At 42.9% G+C, this 4,535-nt stretch carries 4 protein-coding genes, 4 tRNA genes and 1 rRNA gene; 8 read left to right on the top strand and 1 reads right to left on the bottom strand.

All coding sequences use genetic code 11. The features are described from left to right. The 4 genes from rrf to birA form a co-directional block, all read left to right on the top strand. A 5S ribosomal RNA gene (gene rrf / locus L2748_RS23140) occupies positions 1 to 89 on the top strand; the annotation flags it as partial. A 96-nt stretch (positions 90 to 185) separates the two neighbouring features. Further along, positions 186 to 262 (top strand) — tRNA-Asp (locus L2748_RS23135). A 416-nt stretch (positions 263 to 678) separates the two neighbouring features. Next, complete coding sequence (gene murB, locus L2748_RS23130) at positions 679 to 1,704, top strand: UDP-N-acetylmuramate dehydrogenase (RefSeq protein ID WP_220781342.1); 1,026 nt, start codon at positions 679 to 681, stop codon at positions 1,702 to 1,704. A gap of 1 nt (position 1,705) precedes the next feature. Further along, a complete protein-coding gene (gene birA, locus L2748_RS23125) occupies positions 1,706 to 2,668 on the top strand; it encodes a bifunctional biotin--[acetyl-CoA-carboxylase] ligase/biotin operon repressor BirA (protein WP_220781341.1) in 963 nt (320 codons plus the stop codon). 15 nt (positions 2,669 to 2,683) lie between these two features. Here the strand turns inward: birA and coaA are convergent, their stop codons facing one another. Continuing rightward, positions 2,684 to 3,634, bottom strand: coding sequence for a type I pantothenate kinase (gene coaA, locus L2748_RS23120; protein WP_220781340.1), 951 nt, complete (start codon positions 3,632 to 3,634; stop codon positions 2,684 to 2,686). 234 nt (positions 3,635 to 3,868) lie between these two features. Here coaA and L2748_RS23115 point away from each other — a divergent pair. The 4 genes from L2748_RS23115 to L2748_RS23100 all read left to right on the top strand — a co-directional run. Next, positions 3,869 to 3,944, top strand: a tRNA-Thr gene (locus L2748_RS23115). A 7-nt stretch (positions 3,945 to 3,951) separates the two neighbouring features. After that, positions 3,952 to 4,036 (top strand) — tRNA-Tyr (locus L2748_RS23110). A gap of 35 nt (positions 4,037 to 4,071) precedes the next feature. Next, a tRNA-Gly gene (locus tag L2748_RS23105) sits at positions 4,072 to 4,145 on the top strand. Between the two features lie 197 nt (positions 4,146 to 4,342). Continuing rightward, the coding region (locus tag L2748_RS23100; RefSeq protein ID WP_248957735.1) for a GTP-binding protein at positions 4,343 to 4,535 on the top strand (193 nt) is incomplete at its 3' end.

The raw sequence follows: 4,535 nt of genomic DNA, 5'->3' as shown, positions 1-4,535 counted from the left end.
CCTGAATCCATTCCGAACTCAGAAGTGAAACGCAATATCGCCGATGGTAGTGTGGGGTCTCCCCATGTGAGAGTAGGTCATTTCCAGGCGCTAATTTAAGATTTTCATTGAAAATCGAGTCTCCTAGCCCTGACAAGCTAGCGACTTAAAAAGCATTTAGCATCATGCGTAAGTACTTTGCTAAAGGAGCGGTAGTTCAGTTGGTTAGAATACCGGCCTGTCACGCCGGGGGTCGCGGGTTCGAGTCCCGTCCGCTCCGCCAACATTACGATAAGCCCTGCTAGAAATAGCAGGGCTTTTTCGTTTTGTAATATTTATTAATCTAGTCGTGACGTCGCGGACTTTTACAAAAAATAGTCCGCCCCAGCTACGCTACGCTTCGCGTTCGTAAGCTCACAGCTATCGCTGTACTCACCCACAAACATTACGATTAGCCCTGCTAGGAATAGCAGGGCTTTTTCGTGTCTGCCATTTCTTTGGTTGCTCATATTTTAGACGTAACCCACATTGTTAAGCTTAATTTTTCAGCAACTTCTAGATAGTCATCGCTCACTGTAGTCTACTTCGTGTTCGCTTTTCTTCGATTGTTTAATCACGCTGCTACATCGAACATGCTCTATGCTTCTGCGATCTGCTTCTTTAGGCTACAATAGCTTTTTTCTTCCAAATGATATCCAAATGCCAAGCTGTCGATTTCACTCTCTTAAAGACTTCAATACGTTCGGATTAGCCCGAGGCTGCCAGCAATTGGTTCGAGCCAACACATTGGATGCGCTAATTGATACCTGTTGCAAACTTTATCAAGCTAACCAGCCGATGCTGATTTTAGGTGGCGGCAGCAATATCGTTCTTTGTGAAGATTTTTTAGGAACCGTGGTGTTGGTCGAAACTAAGGGTGTTGATATTTCAGAGGATGAAAATAATCATTATTTAAGCGTCGCCGCAGGTGAAAACTGGCATGCTCTAGTTCGTTTTTGCTTGGAAAATGGTTTTTCTGGTTTGGAAAATATGGCGTTGATCCCGGGAACTGTAGGTGCTGCGCCTATTCAAAATATCGGTGCATATGGTGTCGAGCTCAACCGTTTTTGTGATTGGGTTGAATATGCTGATTTAAATAATGCTAAGTTAATCCGCTTAAGTACTGAGGAATGTGAGTTTGGTTATCGTGACTCGGTATTTAAGAATGATCTACTTGGTAAAACGGTGATTACTAGAGTCGGTTTTAAACTACCGAAAGTGTGGTTACCACAGCTAGGTTATGGGCCTCTTAGAGAGTTTGATGCAAAGCATGTGACAGCAAAGCAAGTATTTGATTGTATATGTGAAACGCGCCGAGCCAAGTTACCTGCTCCTGCACAGTATGGTAATGCCGGTAGTTTCTTCAAAAATCCACTGATTGATACTAAGCAGTTTGAATCTTTAGTGTCTACTTATCCAGGTATGGTTGGTTATCCTCATTGTGAGCAACAAACAAAAGTCGCAGCAGGTTGGTTAATTGATAAAGCGGGCTTAAAAGGTTATCAAATCGGTGGTGCTGCAGTACATACTGAGCAGGCATTAGTATTGATTAATAAAGACAATGCCACCAGTGCCGATGTTTTAGCACTGGCGAAATCTATTGTAGATAAAATAGAAAATAAATTTGGCATTAGATTAGAGGTTGAACCTCGAATGATTACAGCAACAGGCGAAAGGAGTTTATAACATGGCTGAGCAATGGATCCGTAAACGTGAAATCCTTACTGAATTAGCGACTGGCACATTCGTATCTGGCGAAGCGTTAGCAACTCAACTGGGCGTTTCTCGTACCGCTGTTAGAAATCATATTTCAGGGTTAGAAGAATATGGTGTCGATATATATAGTGTAAAGGGTAAGGGCTATCGTTTAAACGGACCTATTTCTCTAGTCAATGAAGCTGAATTAAAGCAGCAGATTAGTAGTCGCTGTTTTTATTTCGATGAAATCCCGAGTACTAATGCTTTTATCTTAAAACACGCTGAAGACTTGGTTTCTGGTGATATCTGTGTTGCTGAATACCAATCAGCGGGGCGGGGGCGTCGTGGGCGCGTATGGGTGTCGCCTTATGGCTGCCATCTGTATTTTTCTATGTTCTGGCAGTTTCCTCAAGGTATGGCGCAAGCTATGGGCTTGAGCTTAGTCGTTGCCTGTTCGATTGTGACAGTTCTTGAGAAGCTTGGTGTTAAAGAAGTGGGTGTTAAATGGCCTAATGATATCTACCTTGAAAGCAAAAAGCTTGCCGGCGTGCTGATTGAGATGAATGGCCAGACTGATAGCGAATGTAATTTAGTAATTGGCATTGGTTTGAATATGGCGATGGGTGAGCAACACGCTGCACAAATTGATCAACCCTGGAGCGATTTAACCGGTCAGCAATCTATGCCTGATAAAACCGCATTACTGGTGTTGTTGCAAAAGCAGTTGCAACAAGATCTTTGCCTATTTCAGAGTTCCGGATTAAAGGCATTTACTGAGCGTTGGGCCGCTGCTGATTTATTTGATGGTCAGCCGGTAAAGTTGCTGATGGGGCAAGATGAAGTGCATGGGATTTGCAGAGGTATCGATGAGCAAGGTGCTATTATTCTTGAAACTGATAAAGGCCTAAAAAGCTTTATTGGGGGGGAAATTAGCCTACGTAAAGCAGACTAATTTCGCTGGGGTAGATTACTTTCTCAATAGGACCTGATCCATCATATGATCAGGTCCTTTTTGTAATATCAAATGAGCTCTTTCTCGAGTGGGTAAAATATTAAGGGTGAGATTTGGCCCATTAATTGTGTCCCAAATATTAGAGGCGGTTGTTGTCGCTTCTGTATCATTAAGCTTTGAATAGTGATGGAAATAAGAGTTCTCATCACTGAAAGCCCCCGTTCTAAATTGTAGGAAACGGTCGATATACCAGCGTTTCAAAAGCTCTTCATTCGCATCAACATAAATTGAAAAGTCGACAAAATCAGATACAAAAGGTCGTTGTGTATCAACAGGAGAATCTTGACCCGTTTGTAACACATTGAGTCCTTCAATAATAAGGATGTCCGGTTGACGTACCCATTGCTGCTCATCTTGAATACGGTCATAAGTAATATGTGAATATATCGGTGCACTGACTTCAGACTCTCCCGCTTTTATTGCGGAAATAAACTCTACTAAGGCTTTCATGTCGTAACTTTCTGGGAAACCTTTGCGCTGCAGTAATCCACGGCGTTTAAGTTCAGCTAGAGGGTAGAGGAATCCATCTGTAGTGATTAGGTCGACCTTTGGGTGTTCAGGCCAATGGCTCAATAGTGCCTGTAGAATACGAGCCGTAGTACTTTTTCCTACGGCAACACTGCCAGCAATACTAATAATATAAGGGCGCTTTGGTGGAACGTGACCAAGAAACTCATTTAACGCTAAGCCTCTTTGCTGCTTAGCCCCCACATTTAGGTTTAATAGGCGGCTTAGCGGTAGATATATATCTGTTACTTCTGATAAAGAGATCTTTTCGTTGAGACCACGCAAGTCAGCTAAGTCGGTTTCACTTAACGTTAGTGGCACTGATTCCCTTAATCCAGACCATTGCAGGCGTTGAAAAGCGAGATAAAGTGCGTTTTGGATTTGGTTGGTTTGCGGCATCAAGAAGTTCTCCGTTAAGGAGGGCACATTACACCATCGAATTATTATGAACAACTGCAATGAGAGTCGGGCTGCTCGGTTTCAACTCGAATGGGTATTAATAGCGTTAAAAGTGTACTTCAAAAGCCGTTAAAGTGTAAAAAAACAGCATTTGAAGGCTTTTTTTAATAATATTTCACTTTTGCTATTGCACTTAGACGAACATTTCCATAATATCCGCTACCGAAATGACACGCCGGCATAGCTCAGTTGGTAGAGCAACTGACTTGTAATCAGTAGGTCCCGAGTTCGACTCTTGGTGCCGGCACCATTTCTCTGGAGGGGTTCCCGAGTGGCCAAAGGGATCAGACTGTAAATCTGACGGCTCAGCCTTCGAAGGTTCGAATCCTTCTCCCTCCACCATATTCTAGGTAGTTAGGTAACCTGAAGTAGGTTCCGCGGATGTCGTATAATGGTATTACTCCAGCCTTCCAAGCTGATAACGCGGGTTCGATTCCCGCCATCCGCTCCAAAATCTTGCTGATAATACTTAATCAGTAGAAAGCACTCGGTTTCGAGTGCTTTTTCCAGTTTAAGACTACCTATCAGCGCCAACCTTCTTCTCGCCAATCTAATTATCTTACTAACTGATTCGATGACATATTATATGCATCGGATTTTTTGCTATATGCAGTTTCATCACCAAATACTTTGGATTGGGGCAATACCATGGCTAAAGAAAAATTTGAACGCGTAAAACCACATGTTAACGTGGGCACCATTGGTCACGTTGACCATGGTAAAACTACTCTAACTGCTGCTATTTCTGCAGTATTGACCAAAGCTTTTGGTGGTACTGTTCGTGATTTCGCACAGATCGATAACGCTCCAGAAGAGCGTGAGCGCGGTATTACAATTAATA

It is taken from the genome of Shewanella sairae, from assembly GCF_023283535.1.
Lineage (GTDB): Bacteria > Pseudomonadota > Gammaproteobacteria > Enterobacterales > Shewanellaceae > Shewanella > Shewanella sairae.
Note: the sequence above shows the minus strand (reverse complement) of the source record. Positions and strands in the feature narration are given on the sequence as shown.

Coding starts and splice junctions, on each gene's coding strand:
- murB (WP_220781342.1), top strand. CDS start 679: ATGCCAAGCTGTCGATTTCACTCTCTTAAAGACTTCAATACGTTCGGA.
- birA (WP_220781341.1), top strand. CDS start 1,706: ATGGCTGAGCAATGGATCCGTAAACGTGAAATCCTTACTGAATTAGCG.
- coaA (WP_220781340.1), bottom strand. CDS start 3,634: ATGCCGCAAACCAACCAAATCCAAAACGCACTTTATCTCGCTTTTCAA.